The sequence below is a fragment of the Aquimixticola soesokkakensis genome (genome assembly GCF_900172375.1).
Taxonomy (GTDB): domain Bacteria; phylum Pseudomonadota; class Alphaproteobacteria; order Rhodobacterales; family Rhodobacteraceae; genus Aquimixticola; species Aquimixticola soesokkakensis.
In genome coordinates this window covers 174,876-189,840 of record NZ_FWFS01000001.1, presented here as the reverse complement: position 1 = coordinate 189,840, position 14,965 = coordinate 174,876, and the positions used below count along the sequence as shown (strand labels likewise).

15 protein-coding genes are annotated in these 14,965 nt (G+C 58.4%); 7 read left to right on the top strand and 8 right to left on the bottom strand.

Features of this window, described 5'->3' with window-relative positions:
- Positions 1-2 precede the first annotated feature (2 nt).
- The 3 genes from flgK to AQS8620_RS00895 all read right to left on the bottom strand — a co-directional run bounded on the left by flgK (position 3) and on the right by AQS8620_RS00895 (position 3,699).
- The gene (flgK, locus tag AQS8620_RS00905) at positions 3-1,457 is read right to left on the bottom strand and encodes a flagellar hook-associated protein FlgK (RefSeq protein ID WP_085834937.1); all 1,455 of its coding nucleotides are present in this window, start codon (positions 1,455-1,457) and stop codon (positions 3-5) included.
- Between the two features lie 23 nt (positions 1,458-1,480).
- Positions 1,481-2,770 carry a flagellar hook protein FlgE gene (locus tag AQS8620_RS00900; RefSeq protein ID WP_085834936.1) on the bottom strand — a complete coding sequence of 430 codons (1,290 nt, stop codon included), beginning with the start codon at positions 2,768-2,770 and terminating at the stop codon, positions 1,481-1,483.
- A 92-nt stretch (positions 2,771-2,862) separates the two neighbouring features.
- Positions 2,863-3,699: a flagellar motor protein MotB gene (locus tag AQS8620_RS00895; protein ID WP_085834935.1), complete on the bottom strand. Its 837-nt coding sequence runs from the start codon at positions 3,697-3,699 to the stop codon at positions 2,863-2,865.
- Positions 3,700-4,034: 335 nt separating this feature from the next.
- On the opposite strand from AQS8620_RS00895, the gene AQS8620_RS00890 reads away from it, so the two are divergent.
- Positions 4,035-4,493: a hypothetical protein gene (locus AQS8620_RS00890; protein WP_143267373.1), complete on the top strand. Its 459-nt coding sequence runs from the start codon at positions 4,035-4,037 to the stop codon at positions 4,491-4,493.
- Positions 4,494-4,573: 80 nt separating this feature from the next.
- Here the strand turns inward: AQS8620_RS00890 and AQS8620_RS00885 are convergent, their stop codons facing one another.
- Positions 4,574-4,999, bottom strand: coding sequence for a hypothetical protein (locus tag AQS8620_RS00885; protein WP_143267372.1), 426 nt, complete (start codon positions 4,997-4,999; stop codon positions 4,574-4,576).
- A 326-nt stretch (positions 5,000-5,325) separates the two neighbouring features.
- Between AQS8620_RS00885 and AQS8620_RS00880 the strand changes: the two genes are divergently transcribed.
- From AQS8620_RS00880 to AQS8620_RS00870, 3 genes are all read left to right on the top strand, one after another.
- Positions 5,326-6,837: an O-antigen ligase family protein gene (locus tag AQS8620_RS00880; RefSeq protein WP_085834932.1), complete on the top strand. Its 1,512-nt coding sequence runs from the start codon at positions 5,326-5,328 to the stop codon at positions 6,835-6,837.
- Positions 6,834-7,646 carry a metallophosphoesterase gene (locus tag AQS8620_RS00875; protein WP_085834931.1) on the top strand — a complete coding sequence of 271 codons (813 nt, stop codon included), beginning with the start codon at positions 6,834-6,836 and terminating at the stop codon, positions 7,644-7,646. Before AQS8620_RS00880 ends, AQS8620_RS00875 begins: the two co-directional genes overlap by 4 nt.
- Positions 7,647-7,721: 75 nt before the next feature.
- Positions 7,722-9,848: a GumC family protein gene (locus AQS8620_RS00870; RefSeq protein WP_085834930.1), complete on the top strand. Its 2,127-nt coding sequence runs from the start codon at positions 7,722-7,724 to the stop codon at positions 9,846-9,848.
- Between the two features lie 71 nt (positions 9,849-9,919).
- On the opposite strand, the gene fliP is transcribed toward AQS8620_RS00870, so the two are convergent.
- From fliP to fliF, 4 genes are read right to left on the bottom strand one after another with little or no spacing between them, the layout of a single operon-like run.
- Positions 9,920-10,657, bottom strand: coding sequence for a flagellar type III secretion system pore protein FliP (fliP, locus tag AQS8620_RS00865; protein WP_085834929.1), 738 nt, complete (start codon positions 10,655-10,657; stop codon positions 9,920-9,922).
- Positions 10,658-10,663: 6 nt separating this feature from the next.
- Positions 10,664-10,939, bottom strand: coding sequence for a FliM/FliN family flagellar motor switch protein (locus tag AQS8620_RS00860; RefSeq protein ID WP_085834928.1), 276 nt, complete (start codon positions 10,937-10,939; stop codon positions 10,664-10,666).
- Positions 10,932-11,555 (bottom strand): FliH/SctL family protein, encoded by a 624-nt coding sequence (locus AQS8620_RS00855; RefSeq protein ID WP_085834927.1) that lies wholly within the window; start codon positions 11,553-11,555, stop codon positions 10,932-10,934. Before AQS8620_RS00855 ends, AQS8620_RS00860 begins: the two co-directional genes overlap by 8 nt.
- Entirely contained in the window at positions 11,552-13,234 is a 1,683-nt protein-coding gene (fliF, locus tag AQS8620_RS00850) for a flagellar basal-body MS-ring/collar protein FliF (protein ID WP_085834926.1), read from the bottom strand. Before fliF ends, AQS8620_RS00855 begins: the two co-directional genes overlap by 4 nt.
- Positions 13,235-13,364: 130 nt before the next feature.
- On the opposite strand from fliF, the gene AQS8620_RS00845 reads away from it, so the two are divergent.
- The 3 genes from AQS8620_RS00845 (at position 13,365) to AQS8620_RS00835 (ending at position 14,953) form a co-directional block, all read left to right on the top strand.
- A complete protein-coding gene (locus AQS8620_RS00845) occupies positions 13,365-13,865 on the top strand; it encodes a flagellar basal body-associated FliL family protein (protein ID WP_085834925.1) in 501 nt (166 codons plus the stop codon).
- Positions 13,866-13,874: 9 nt separating this feature from the next.
- Positions 13,875-14,306 carry a hypothetical protein gene (locus AQS8620_RS00840; protein ID WP_085834924.1) on the top strand — a complete coding sequence of 144 codons (432 nt, stop codon included), beginning with the start codon at positions 13,875-13,877 and terminating at the stop codon, positions 14,304-14,306.
- Positions 14,307-14,395: 89 nt separating this feature from the next.
- On the top strand, positions 14,396-14,953 hold the full coding sequence (locus AQS8620_RS00835) for a MotE family protein (RefSeq protein ID WP_234990339.1): 558 nt from the start codon (positions 14,396-14,398) through the stop codon (positions 14,951-14,953).
- Positions 14,954-14,965: the final 12 nt, after the last annotated feature.

Here is a 14,965-nt window from a genome sequence, read left to right as displayed (position 1 = left end):
TCTTACATCCCCAACAATGTTTTGATCAACGTGTCGATCGTTTGGATCACCTTTGCGTTCGCGGAATACGCCTGCTCGATCATCAACAACCGTTGCATTTCGTAATCCGTATCCACGCCATCCGCGAGCTCGGCAGTGCGCAAGCTATCGACACGCGCAGCACTGTAGCCAAGGTCGGATTCGTTGCTAAGGCGGCGCGACGAAACGTCAGACACCATATCCGCCGAAAATCCCACAGCGTTGCGCGCGAGGTTGGTAAAGGCCCCGCTTGAGGGCTGGCGCGATTGCGACAGCGCATCCGACATCGCCTGTAGCAGGCTGGCGTTGCCACTTGGCCCTTCGCTGGTCGCGCCCAAACCGTCACGAAGACGCCATAGCGCGCCGCCCTCTTCGGGCACCACGAGGCTATTGAGAGAAAGCCGGTTCGACAATCCGACCTCATTTGCCGGATCAAGCGCAGACCCATTGTCGGTGAACAGTCCGGGGCCGCCGGACGCAAGCGTTGGATCGACACCGGCGTCCTCGAACCGCTCAATCATGTCGCGGGCCACGGAGTCAATCTGGGCCTGCGCCTGCGGCGCCAGAATATCGCGGATTTCGAACAATCCGGCCAGTATTCCGCCAGAAATCGGCCCTGTCGCAGATGTGGAAATCTCGCGCCCGTTCAATGTCAGGCCCGACAATCCACCGCCTTCCAGGGTCATCGCCGGATCAATCGTGTTCACACGCGAGAACCCCAGTTCGGCTGCCTTGCTATCCACCAACATGCCGCCGCCGGCGGTATAGAGCGCGACCATCCCGTTGCTGCGCGGCATTTCGCGAACGGGGATCATTTCAGAAATCTGGTCAATCAAGACCTGACGCTGATCCACCAAACCGTTGGCGTCATAGCCCGACGTCATTGCGTGCTGAATCGTCACATTCAGATCGACAACTTTCTTCAACGCATCATTCAGGAAATCAACGCTGCTGCTAATCTGGGCGTCCGCAGAGGTGCGGGCCTCGGAAATGACATCCGCGACAGTGTTGATATGGTTGGCCACCGTCGTAGCAGCATCGACCGCCGAGCGGAGGCGCGCGCCCGAATCCGGTGTGCTCCCCGCTTCGATCAACGCCCCCTCAAAGAGGGCAATTTTCGCGGTGAGTGATCCCTCTTCCGTAGGCAAGCCGATCGCCGTTTCGATCTGCTCGAAGAAATCGACGCGCGTCGAGGCAAGGCCGACACTGGCGTCCGCAAGGCGGCGGGCACCGATAACCGAGGCATCGACATTGCGGGTGACCCCGACGACCTGCACGCCGGCACCGTCGCGCCCGAGAACATGGGAGCTGAGTTCGATGTCGCGGCGGCCGTAGCCTTCGGTCATCGCGTTTGCGACATTCGCAGACACGACATCTGCAGCGCGGGAGGCCGCGTTGAGGCCCGAAAGAGAGTTGGAAAGTGCATTCGTGATACTCATGTGAGATCTCCCGCGCTAAAGAATTACCGTTTGATGTTCGTGGTCTCCTGGAGCATCTCATCAACCGTCTGGATGACCTTCGCATTTGACGAATAGGCCCGCTGGGTCTGGATGAGATCCGTCAGCTCCGCAGCGACATCGGTTGTCGATCCCTCACGGGCATAGCCCGCAATTGCCCCTGTTGGTCCCTCGCCAGCGTCCCAGAGGAAGAACGATCCAGAGTCAGGTGAAACCTGATAGGTTTGCGAATTGAGGGCGGTCAGACCATTTGGATTGGGCACATCAATCAAGGGGATCTGGTAAATCCGGCGGGTAAAGCCGGTGTCATAGGTCGCCGTGATATAGCCGTTGTCGTCAATTTCTACGGCCGTAAGGTTACCAACTGGTGAACCGTCCTTGGTGATCTGGGTCGGAGAGAACCCGTCGGACAATTGGGTCAGACCATTGGTATCACCCGGCTTGCCGACCGTGACAGTCAGCGGACCGCCTGCAACGGTCAACGCCAGCGTCCCGGTCGTTGCGTTGTAATCCGCCCCAACAGGGTTGTTTGCCGTCGGCGTCACCGTGTCGATCGTCCCACCCTGTGTCCGGCTGGCGTCAAAGACCACCGTATATTCGCCGACAATTGCATTCGCTGAGGCGGAGTCGCGGATCGTCACAGTCCAAGTGTTATCGTTCGCAGCATCCGGTTCAAAGGCGACATCCAAAGCTTCGGAGGTGCCGAGGTTCCCGAAATACTCCACAGCGAGGCTCTGCGAGGTCGCATTCTCCGCCGGAAGATTCACCCCGAGGTTCATTTGCGTCGTCGGATCACCGGCTGTCTGGTTGGAATTAATCACAATCGGCTCCAGCCCGGTCACCGTGTCACGCGGGAATGTCGCAATGGTTCCGTCCGCATCCGCAGGCCAGCCCAAAAGCACAAGGCCCGAGGCGGTTTTCAAGACCCCGTCAGCGTCGGTGTGAAACGATCCGGTCGTGGTCATCATCAAGGGCTGTTCGCCATCGGCGGCCAGGGACACTTCGGTTGTGACCGGCAACATGCCGCGCCCTGCCACCGCGATATCCATGGCATTCGACGTCGACACGAGCGCGCCGCGTTCTTCGATCTGGCGTGAGGTGGAGGCGCGCACACCCCCTGCCGAATACACGCCCGCCCCTTGGTTATTCGCAATCACGAAGGATTCGAAATCGGCCGTCGCGCGTTTGTAGCCATAGGTGCCGGAGTTCGCGATATTGTCGGAAATCGTCGCAAGTTTGGTCGCATTTGCGTTAAGACCGGCAACGCCCGCGTTAAGCGAAGAGGAAATAGTCATTGAGGAGCGCCTTTCTGCTGCTTCAACCCTGAAAAGGTTGCCTCTGGTCTACCCCGTTCACCTTAACGCGCCCCTAATATCCGCAATTCTAACTAATTTTGCGCCGCCGAAATATCACTGCGCAGCAAGATCAGTTCCACGCGGTTATTGCGAAACGACACAGGGTTGCTCACGACAGGGCGCCTGTCGGCATAGCCGCTAACCCGCTGGATTCGACTGGCAGGAAAGGCGGCCTCTTCAAGCATGACCCGCAGCCTGTCAGCGCGCTGCGAGGACAGGTTCCACACGGGGTTTCGTGCAACAACAACGGGTTGCGAGGCCATAAAGCCATTCAACGCGACCTTGTTCGTCACGATGGAAAAGACCTCGGCCATCATGTCGACCAACAGTTCGAGGACGGGCTCGGGCACATCGCTGCCCTTGGCAAAGAGCGGCTCGTCCTCAAGATCGTGTAGCTCGATGATCAACCCCTCATCCGTGACTTTCGTCACGATGTGGCGCAGCGCGCTATCGGCCGCCATGCTTTCCCCTGAAAAGGCGGATAGCATTTCTTTAACCTCGGTGTAGCTCTGCGCATCCGAGGCACCGCTGGATGCGCCACTGCCCTCTTGATTCGAAGCAGATTGCCCCTCCGGTGCGCCCGTCCCGTTTTGGGCCAGCGTTTCCTCGGTAAAGACACTATCCCCCCCGAAAGATCCGTCACCGCCCCCGGAGATCCGGTTCACGGGGATTGTGGGATTGAAAAAATCCGCGATCCCCTTGCGCTGCTTTTCTGTCGTCGCGTTCAACAGCCACATCAAAAGAAAGAATGCCATCATGGCGGTCACGAAATCGGCGTATGCCACTTTCCATGCCCCGCCGTGGTGCCCGTCGCCTGCGACGACCTTCTTGCGTTTTATGATGACTGGCGCGTTACCTTTTCCGCTCATAGCCCACCTCACATTTCACCCGAAACCAGACCTACGGGACGGAGGTGAACGTGCGCTTAACCCATGGGAAGATAGGCCCTTAATTCCCCAAACTAAGGGCGCACAAATGCGCAAGAATTGAACGAAAACCTATGAAAACCTGCCTCGAATATGCGGTATCGCGGCGCTGGCCGTAAAGGGTTCTTTCACTTCGCTGCCGTCTAATCACCCAAGAACGCGAGGTGGGCTTGACGTTCAACCGGCACCAAGCCGGAAACCAAGTGGGGTGATTTATGAAACTGTTCCGTACGAAACGTACGGGCCCGAAAGCTTTGCGCGGGCCTGAAAGAAAATCTGTGACGACAATGATCGGCACGGCAAGTTTGATCGTGTTTGCACTGGGCGCGACGCTGCCGGAACCGGCCAGTTCTGCCCAACCGCGACGCCTCGTTGTCACCAGAGACTTTGGCGGCAACCTAAGTCACCGCGTCGCCGAAATAAACGCGCTGCGCGCCAGCGGATCGCGTGTGGAGATTCCGCGCGGGCACTGCATGTCGGCCTGCACGATGTATCTCGGCCTGGCGAATACCTGCGTGGGTCGCAACGCGATTTTCGGTTTTCACGGCCCGAGCACGGAATTTCACGGGGTCGCACTCCCGCCGCGCGAATTTGAATATTGGTCGACCCTGATGGCCTCTTACTATCCGTCGCAACTGCGCAACTGGTATATGCAAAAGGGACGCAAGATCGTTGTCGGACATTTTGAAATGCGCGGAGCCGATCTGATCCGGATGGGCGTTCGTGAATGCGCTTAAGAGCGGAGCGCAGGGACTTGGACACAAAAAAGGCGCCTCAACGGGCGCCTTTTTCGATATCTGAAACTGCCAAGCAGATCTTAGGAAACGCTGGCGCCGTCGTCTGCAACGCTACCAAAGCCGGTGCCGCCGATGTTATCGGCTTCGCCCGAAGCAACAACGTTTGCCGCGCTCGAGATGCCCGTACGGGTGCCTTCGCTGGCGCTTTCAGCCGCAGCGTTCAAAGCCGAGGCGAAGGAAGCGTTGTTGAGGTCGTTTTTACCCGACGCTTTTGCGGCACCGATAACGGCACCTGCGATTTCAGCGAGCTGTTCGTCGAGCGCCGCGCCGGTGTAACCAGCGGCTTTCAGCGATGCGATCAGGCCACCAACGAGCGTCACGCAGGAAGCGGGTGCAGTAGTGCAACCTGTTTGCAATGCCGCAACGTCAAATTGCGCTTCGGCTGCTGCGAATTGCGGTGCGACAAGTGCGGCGGATGTTGCGAGAGCAAGAACAAAGTTTTTCACGGTAAATCCCCAAATGAATCGAATTCTCTATCTAGTTGACGCTTATCACGACTTCGCGCAAGAAAACATCCGCAAAAGCCGTAAATCGGCAGGTCTGCGCAAAAATCACACCCCGAGCTGTGGACTATGCGCAACATATGGGCGCCCCCGATGCCGCAGTGCCGCATTCGCGCGCACGCCTATGGGGCACCGCATCGCGCTTGGGGGCCAAGCTCGGGCCACAGGGGCATAGATTCGTCCCTTTCCCAAGGGTTTCATCTTGTCTTGAAGCAGATTGCCCGTCAGTAAGAACGCTCAAGGCAATGAAAATAGGCTAAAGCTGCCGAATGGATTTTGACAAGTTAAAGCAGAAGGTTTCTGAACGCGCGCTCGACCGTCAAGATGTCTCGCTGAACCCGCCCGACAGTGGCTTGCAGTTCGAAGAAGACATTTTCGAGGAAAAGCTATCGGAAACGGCCCGCAGTCGCTCAAGTGCAGCACGCCGGATTACCAACAGTTTCTCATGGCTCGGTCCGGCATTGGTTTTGCTGGCACCGATCCCCTTCGGGTCGAACCGCCCTGTTTTGTGGATGTTCTGGTGCGTCGTCCTGTTCCTTGCGCTCGCGATCTTTGCCGGGGCGGTTGCCGCGCGCGACCCCGGTCGCTCTATCCGCGTATCCTCGCTGCGCGGGTTGATCGCCATTGGCCTTTGCATTCCCCTCGCAGGGCTCGTCCAACTCGTTCCGCTTGGAATTCTCAATAGTTTACCGGCACATATCCCGCCAGATCTGGTGCCGCGGCGCATGTCACTTTCGGCCTCATCCTCGCTGATGGCCGCGTTGCGCATCCTGTCCTACATCGCCCTTTTCGTCATCGTTGTCGCAACCTCCTTGCGACCGGATCGCGTCAAAAGCCGCCTTCACTACATCTTTTATGCGGTCTTCGCCCACGCGGTGCTCGGCCTCGTGATGTTGACGGTGCTGGGGGATATTTCGATCCTCGGGCCCAAGGAAAGCTACGAGGGATTCGCCACAGGGACATTCGTGAACCGCAATTCTTTCGCGACCTTCCTCGGCATGGGACTCGTTTGCGGCATGGCCTTGTTGATGGATCGCGCGAACCGGCGTCGCATGCGCCGTCCCGGAAAGCTGTCGCTTTTGTCGCCGGAGCGAATCGAACTTTTGATGTTTGCAAGCGCGCTTGGCATTGTCTTCATCGCCCAGGTTTTCACCGCGTCGCGGGCGGCAACGGCCTCGACGCTGGTGGGGCTTTGGGTGGTCTATGTGTTGATGTCGGCAAAAGCGCGCGGATCGATCCTGCGCCCCCTGTTGCGCGGCGGCGGCGCGATTGCTGTTCTGACACTCGTCGCCTTTGCAACCTTCGGAAGCGACCTTCTCGATCGCTCCCTCACCATCGACAGCGCCGCAGGAACGCGCCTTGATCTCTACAAGCAAGTCATCGGCATGATCGCGATGCGCCCGCTTTCGGGCTATGGGCTCGACAGCTTCCGCATCGCCTACGAGTTGTTCCACGAGCTCCCTGTCTCCACCGCCTTTACCTGGTCCCTCGCGCATTCGACCTATCTGGCGCTGTGGGTCGAGTTGGGCCTTGTCGCGGGAACCCTGCCGATGATCGCCGTGGGCATGGTCTTTGTGCGCAGCTTCAAATCCTACCTCAACCGGACCACCGACTTTGTCGCCCCTGTTGCGACTTTGGGGGCTATTGTTGTTGCCGCGCTGCATTCGACGGTCGATTTTTCGCTCGAAATGGAAGCCAACGTGTTCCTTTTGATCGCCATTTGCGGACTTGGGGTCGCAAACCTGCGACCATCGCGTAGCACAAAAGTCAGCCCCGAATGAAACTGCCCAGCCTGTTCCAAAAGCGGCGCACGCAGACCAGCCACGCGCAGGACCCCCACCGTCAGTTTCGACGCCTGTCGTTGCCAAACATGCCAAAGCTTGTCTATGCGGTGGGCGACGTACACGGGTGCTTCAACGCCTATTGCGATCTCGAGCAAAAGATCACTGCCGATGCCGCCGCCGATCCGGCGCCCAACCAGCGCCTGCTGGTTCTGCTCGGTGACCTCGTGGATCGTGGCCCGCAAAGCGGCGCCCTGATCGATCATCTTTTGACGAAGCCGCCGGTGGGGTTTGATCGTGTCTGCCTGATGGGTAACCACGAAGACATGTTTACCATGTTTGCCCAAGCGCCCGTCGAAAACGCGCAATGGCTCGACTTTGGTGGCCGCGAAACGCTGATCAGCTATGGCGTGCCTTCCGACCTGATCGACGCGAGCAGGTCGAGCAATACGCGCATGAAGCAAATCATCGCCGCCCATGTGCCGCGCAACCACCTCGATTATATCGCAAACCTTCCCGTCTCGCTTTCCCTGCCCGAATGGTTCTTTTGCCACGCGGGTGTGAACCCGGATCTTGCGCTCGACCAACAATCGAAAGACGATCTGGTCTGGAGTGATCCCGCTGTCCTCGACCAGCATCGCGTCGCAAACACCACAGTGGTGCACGGGCACACGCCCGAACCGCAGGTTTTGGTCCTTCCCCATCGCATTTGCGTCGATACCGGAGCCTATTCGACCCATCGGCTGTCAGCGATCAAACTCAAAGACGGTGCATTTTCCGGCACGTTAACCAATTCAAAAACCAACTAGCTAGAAACGTGTAGCGAAGCCACAGCGCGGCTGATAAGACATTTCTCATTCCACAACGCCCCTTTTGGAAAACTGATGAACAATTCTGATTTCGAAACGATCGACCTCAAAAGCCTTTTCAGCATCTTCAAACGCCAGTCACGTCTTCTTTTTGCGACCATCGTCCTCTTTCTCGTCGTCGCATTGGGATACATTTTCATTACGACACCGACCTACACGGCCTCGACGCTCGTGATCGTTGATACCTCGCGCAAGAACATCCTGGACGAGGACACCTTTGCAACGAATTCCAGCACCGATAACGCGCGTCTGGAAAGCGAAGTGGAAATTCTTAAATCCGATGCGGTCGCCCTTGAGACGATCCGGCGGCTGGGATTGATCCAGGATCCGGAGTTTGGGCCCAAACTGGGCACGGTTGGAAAGCTCAAAGTCGCGCTGGGCCTGTCATCAAGCAGCTCAAGCGCCCCTGCGATGGTCAACGATGCCCTGTCGCGGTTTCGCAATTCTGTCAGCGTCCGCCGTCGCGGCCTGACCTATGTGCTGGCGATTTCGGCGACATCGGCAGATCGCGACAAAGCCGCCGTCATCGCAAACGGGCTGTCCAAAACCTATATCGATTTGCAGGTGCAATCCAAAGTCAACGCGGCGCTGGGGTCGCGTGACGTGCTGCAAAATCAACTTGAAGCCGCGCGCGACAGGCTTGCCGCCTCGGAAGATCAACTTGATACCTATATCGATACCAACCTCGAGCGCCTCGAGCGCGAAAGCGGTTCCACCGCCATTGCTCAACTGCGTGAAACGCTTGCAGACTCAAGCTCCCGCATCGCCCAGATCGAGGACCGCCAGTCCCAGGCACAGGCTCTGCTGGTCTCGGGGGACTGGTCGTCTTTGGCCGATGAACTCAACGATCAGGCGCTAACGGCGCTCAATGCGCAGCGCGCACAACTTGCGGCCCGCCTCAGCGACGCAGACCCGCAATCTCAAACCGGCATCGACCTGCAAAACGGGCTAGACCGCCTGACGCAATCTCTCGCGGAACGTGGCCAAGCCAGCGTATCGGGGCTTCAGGCCGAGATTTCGCAGATCGAGACGCAAACCAGCGCCGTGCGCGACACGATCCGTACCGAATTGCTGTCGGGTGACCTGTCTTCGGCGACTTTGGCAGAAATTTTTGCCCTGCAACAAGAAGCGGACATCGCACAGCGCCAGTATTCGACCCTGCTCTCGCGCATGCGCGATCTGGAGGCACAGGCCTTGGTTCAGGTTGCGGACAGCCGCATCGTGTCGGAAGCGATTGCGCCGCGCGCAGCCAGCTTTCCCAACCGCAAGCTTATCCTCTCCGCAGCGCTTATTCTTGCGCTTGCCGTGGGCGTCGGCCTTGCGCTCCTGAACGAGTATTTTCTTGGCGGAATCACATCGACAAGCCAGCTTGGCAACGTCGTACCGGCGCGTGTTGCGGGCGCCATCCCGCTGATCGAACTCAAACCCGAGCAGCTGAGCATCGCGGATAATATCATCGACGAGCCCCTGTCGGTCTATGCCGAAAGCGTGCGCAAATTGCGCGCCGTGATTGACCGCGCGGCAATGGATCGCAAAACCGAAGGTGCCTTGGTGATCATGATCACCTCGTCGATCCCTGCAGAAGGTAAAACCAGCTTGTCGCTCGCTTTGGCGCGGACTTACGCACTTGCGGGCAAATCGACACTGTTGATCGACGCCGACCTACGCAAACCGATGATCCACCGCCAACTTGGTCTCGAACCGCAACGTGGCTTTCTCGAATATCTACGCGACCCCCAAAATGTCGGAGATGACGAAAGTTTCTACGATGCCGATCCAAAATCGCATCTGGGAACGATTTTGGGGCGGCAACGCGCCGATGTGCCAACGGACCAATTGCTGCTCAGCAATACATTTGAGTCCCTGATGCGCAACTCGCGCTCGGCGATGGATGTCGTGATCGTCGATACATCGCCCCTCGTTCCGGTCGTTGATGCCCGCTACATCGCGCCCTATGCGGACATCGCCCTGGAGGTGGTTCGCTTTGGTGTGACCGGTCAAGGTGATTTGCGCAATTCCTACACCCAGATCACCGAAAGTGTCCGCCCCGGTGTGCCCGTGCTGACGGTATTGAACCTTGATGAGGGGACAACACGCGGCTACCGCTACGACGGTTATTACGCGGATTACACAACGTCCTGATCTGTCACAAAGCCCAGAACAACAACACCCCCGCCTCCAACCGGACGCGGGGGTGTTTTCGCCTGTGTCTCTCAGAAGTAGCTTCGCACGAGCGCGCCCGAAATCAGGGTCCACCCATTCGCCACGACGAAAAAAGCAAGTTTGAACGGCAGCGACACAATGGCCGGTGGCACCATCATCATCCCCATCGACATCAAAATCGCGGCGACAACGAGATCGATGATCAGAAAGGGCAAAAAGACGAGAAACCCGATCTGAAAGGCCCGCTCGATCTCCGAGAGCAGAAAGGATGGCACCAGCAATGACATCGGCGCGTCCGTCGCAAGATCCTCGTAAAGTGGCGGGTCGGGTCGCAGGGTCGCAAGGCTTTCGAAAGTCTCAAGATCAAGACGATTCGCCATGAAGCCGCGAAATGGCTGCAAGGCGATCGGCAGCCCTTCCTCAAGTTGCAGCGTCCCATCCATAATCGGCTGGATGCCCGTTTCCCAACTTTCGGTAAACACCGGATCCATAACGAAATAGGTCAGGAACAGCGCAAGGCTGACGATCAGCATGTTGGGGGGTGACTGTTGAAGCCCGAGCGCCTGCCGCAGGATCGACAAAACGGTGACGATAAAGGGAAAGCAGGTGATCATGATCGCCAAGCCCGGAACCAGGCTCAGCAGGGTGATCAAGACCATCATCTGGATCGAGCGCGTTGCCAGCGATCCATCATCGCCAAGGTCGATCGAGATATCCTGCCCAAAGGCGGGAAGCGAAATCATGGTAAATGCGACCAACAGAATCGCAAGCCTTCTGGCGTTGCTCATCACGACTTAAAGCCCGTTCTTCAGGTCTGCGACCTCGGTCAGCCGGACTGCCAGCTGCCCCGCGCTATCTCCCTCCATTTCCTGCAACTCGCCGCGCGCAATCAGCTTATCGCCGATATACAGCTCAACCGGATCATCAATCCGGCGATCCAACGGCAGGACAGAATCATTTTGTAGCTTCAGCAAATCCTTCACCAGGGGGCGCGCGCGTCCCACTGAAATCGTGATTTCAATCGGAACCTGCGTAAAGGGATTTTTGGCAGCCGTTTCAGTATCATCCATGGGTCAAGGCCTTCTCATTAATCTCGAATATGGCACTGATGGCTTGACCGATCCGGTCAACAGCGCTGCTCATGTCGATGTGTTTTTCAATCGTCCCGAGGCGCAGATACACCTGCCCCTCCGCCAAAGACGGCTCTTCCACGATGTCCAAAGGCACCGTCGCGATATTGGCCGCCAGCTTTTCTATCGCCGCGCGAGACTGCGGTGGAATCACCACCTGGATTGGATGATCCGATGCTTTTTCTGCCAAGGGCATCAGCTCTTCCATGATCGTCTGTCCCAAGGTTTCCGATACCAGCTGCGGCAGAACCTTTGCCGTGATCTGCTGCAAAAGCGGCTCCATCGCGCTCATCACATGCGAGCGGGCTTCGTGAAAGGTGAAGCCGAGGTCTTCAAGATTACGCGCGAAATCCGCGCTAATCCGGCTTTGCTCTTCGGCATGCGAGCGCACAGCATCGTCCCAGCCCGCCTTATATCCCTGTTCATAAGAGGCCATTCTCTGGCTCTCCAGCTCTTCAGCAGAGGGCATCGGTGCAGGGTCGGGCGCTGGGGCAACCTGCGTCTGCAACGCGCCCGGCTGGCCAAAATCTTCAAATGATAACAGAGGCTTGCTCATGCGCGCTCCTTATCTTCCATCCAACTGCGAAGGATTTCGACGGTTTCTTCCTGCCGCTCTTCAATCAGATGTTTGAGCCGTTTTACCGGATCCGAGGAGCCACCGAAGTCATCCGAATCGAGATCGAAATCCGCGACCATATTCATCTGGGGCGCTCCGAAGCTTCCGTCATCGATCTCTCCGGTGAGCGCCGGCAAGCTGGGTGCCCCGGAATCCTGCGCCGTCGGTCCCGAGATCGCTGCAGGCAGATTGCCGTTCGCGCCACTGACGCCCGCGCCCATCGCATCCGCCGTCGCGCCGTCGCGCGGCGGTGGCGGCAATGCAGCGGCCAACGGCGGCTTGGACAGGATCGGACGCACGACAAACATGCCAAGCGCCAAGGCAACGATCGCCAGCACCGCCAGCTGGATCAAGGACATCACGTCCAGATGCAAGGAATTGAGGAACGAACTTTGGACCGCTTCGCCCTCTTGCGGCAGGATTTCGAATTGCATGGAGCGGATCGTAATCTCATCGCCCCGCGCGACATCCAGCCCGACAGCAGAGGATACAAGTGCTTGCAATGCTTGCAACTCTTCTTCGGGGCGCGGTGCCCAGACCGTCTCTCCGGTGTCGGCATCCACGCTTGGCAACCCGTTGACCAGCACCGCAACGGTCATGCGTTTGATCGTCCCGGGCGCGCGGATGACCTCGCGGGTGACTTCGGAAACCTCGTAGTTGATCCGTTCACGAGTTTCAGAGGTGTTGGCGCTGGAATCGCCCCCACCTGCCGCGGCCCCGTTGGGCAGGTTCGAGGCAACCGTGACATCACCAGGACGCGTGTCGGTGGAGGAATTCGTCCGCTCTTCGGTTTCCGAACTGATCGCCACCCGGCTGCTTGGATCAAATGTGCGTTCGGTGATTTGCTCGTGGTCGGTCGCAGTGTCCAGACTCACTTCAACCACTGCATTCCCGTAGCCCACCCGTGCCTCCAGCAGGTTCTGCACACTTTGGCGCAGCACCTCCTCTCGATCGCCGCTCTCGCTGGGCAGGCCAGCGCCCTCGTTTCCCGAGACCACCGTGCCGCTCCGCCCGTCAATGATCGACACATCCTCCGGCGCAAGTCCCGCGACCGCTGAGGCAATCAGGTATTGCAAAGCTTTGGACTGCGCGCCCGAAACCGTTCCGGAATTCGCCGTGACCGTGACCGAGGCTGTGGACCTCATCTGGCGGCGAAACGGTTGTGACGAGGGATTCGCGATATGTACACGCGCGGTGCGAAATTGCTGATTTGCAGTGATGGTGCGGGCAAGTTCGCCTTCTTTGGCGCGCCAATAGGCCGCGTCAAACATCTGGGAGGTTGTTCCAAAGCCCGACAGGGCATCCAGCAGCTCATAGCCTTTGGCGGAATTCGCGGGCAAACCGTCAGACGCAAGCGTCAGGCGCAATTCGTCGCGCAGGCCCGAAGGCACAAAAATCGACCCCGCTTTGACATCATAATCAACGCCGCGCTGTTCCAATGCTTGGACGACTTCGCCTGCTGCGTCAGCCTCCAGCCCGGAATAGAGCAAAACCATCGTGGGACGCGAGGCAAGGGAGGAAACACCCAGAATCGCCGCGAACATCATCACGGTGGCAACAACCACAATGATCCGCTTTTTGGGGTCGAGGGATTCCCATACGCCTAAAATCTGCTGCAAAACGACTCTCCTGATGTCACTGCGGGCTTCGCCGCCGTCGTTAAGAATGACTATTGATCGGGGAGCCTTAACAATCGGTTAGCTAAGTTCGGTTTAAAACGGATTCGTCGAATATTTGTCGGAGCCGAACATGGCAGAAGAAGAAGCCCCCCAAGAAGAGGCCCCTAAGAAGGGTTCCAAGAAGCCGATGCTGATCGGGCTTGTCCTGATGTTGCTTTTGGGCGGCGGGGGGTTTTTCGCGGTCTATTCCGGCCTGTTGTTCGCGCAACCGCCCGCGGAAGACGCTCAGGCCGAGATCCTGCCCGAGGAGATCCCGATCACCCCGATGCCCGATGTTGTTTTCGTGCCGATTGACCCGCTGATCATCAATGTGGGCACCGGCGCGAATGCACGCCACTTGCGATTTCAGGCCCAGCTTGAGGTTTCGAACACCCATCAGGGCGAGATCGAAACGTTGCTTCCGCGCATCGTGGATGTCTTTAACGGCTACCTGCGCGCGGTCGACCCGCGCGAGCTTGAGGACCCCGCTGCGCTGATCCGCTTGCGGGCACAGATGCTGCGCCGCGTGCAAATCGTCGCCGGAGAAGGACGCGTGCGTGACGTGCTTATTATGGAATTTGTAATCAATTAGGAGGCCCAGATGCAGTTCATTGCAGATATTTTGATGACGGCCGGCGCCATTGCGGCTGGGCTGTATTGTTTCGTACTTGCGCGGCGCTTGCGCCGATTTACCGACCTTGAACAAGGGGTTGGCGGGGCTATTGCCGTCCTTTCCGCGCAGGTCGACGACATGACCAAAACCCTCTCAAGCGCGCAGACGACGGCGGCAGGCTCTGCGGCCCATCTTGAGGAATTGACCGGGCGCTCAGAAGCCGTTGCAAAACGCCTGGAACTGCTCATCGCGTCGATGCACGACCTGCCCGACGATCCCAAACCAACGGGTGCGGCAACACCCTCCGCCAAACCCGAAGCGCAGGGGAGCCTTTCCAACCCCGGCGAAGCCAAGCCCGAGAAAGAAGCACTTGAAGCGCTCTTTCTCAGCCACCGCACCCGCGCGGAGGCCGCGCAATGACCCTTCGCCGCGCCGCTCGAAAACAAAACACCAAATCTGCCAAATCATCTGCTTTGCCGCGGCGAAAATTTCGATCCGGCGGCGGCGCTTTGGCGATCATTGCAATGCTGTTCCTCGGCTCCTCGGTGATCCGTCTAGCCTCGGGAACCGGCGCGGCAATCGCCTTGGAAGTCGTCGCAAAGAAAGACGACATGCCTGCGCAGGCCGCCGCGAGCACACCCCAAAGCTGTTCCGTCGATCCCGATCTTGCGACCTACATCGATGTTTTGAACGCGCGCGAAGCCGAGGTGGCCGCCCGCGAACAGGCAGCCAGCGAACGCGAGGCCGTCCTCGACGCGACCCGCACCGAAGTTCTCGAAAGGCTCGCCCAGCTCGAAGCAGTGGAACAAAAGCTTGCGGCAACGATGGCAAGCGCCAGCGTCGCAGCCGAAGACGACCTCGGGAAACTGACAACCGTCTATGAAAACATGAAATCAAAGGATGCGGCCCCCCTCTTTGATGCGATGGAGCCCGACTTTGCCGCCGGTTTTCTGTCCCGGATGCGTCCCGAAGCCGCTGCGGCCATCATGGCCGGTCTCACGCCGGAAAAGGCCTATTCGATATCTGTCGTCCTTGCCGGCCGGAATGCCGGAATTCCTCTGAAATGAACCGAAAGTGTT